The following is a 254-nucleotide window of genomic DNA, read 5'->3' as shown; positions in this document are numbered from 1 at the left end:
ATATCCTGGACGATAACCAGTTCCAGCTGTTCAAACGCCTTGCGCACCGCGGAAAGCTCGGCATCGGTCTGCAGCGGATCCTCGCCCATAATGTAGGCGGCGCGAACTTCGCCGTGTTCGGCGCGGTGCGGCAGCTCGCTGATGCGGTAGCCGGTATGCTCCGGCAGGCTGTCGACGCCCCACGCTCTGGCAAACTTCTCGCGGTTTTCCGGGAACTTAACGTACTGGTAGCCCGGATAGGTATCCGGCAGCGC

At 62.2% G+C, this 254-nt stretch carries 1 protein-coding gene; it reads right to left on the bottom strand.

Annotation, left to right across the window (positions count from 1 at the left end; translation table 11 throughout):
• On the bottom strand, window positions 1-254 hold a 254-nt coding region (locus tag PGR09_RS24585), incomplete at both ends, for a molybdopterin-dependent oxidoreductase (protein ID WP_430916592.1).

This window comes from Klebsiella sp. 141251 (assembly GCF_050600725.1).
Taxonomy (GTDB): Bacteria; Pseudomonadota; Gammaproteobacteria; order Enterobacterales; family Enterobacteriaceae; genus Klebsiella; species Klebsiella aerogenes.
Note: the sequence above shows the minus strand (reverse complement) of the source record. Positions and strands in the feature narration are given on the sequence as shown.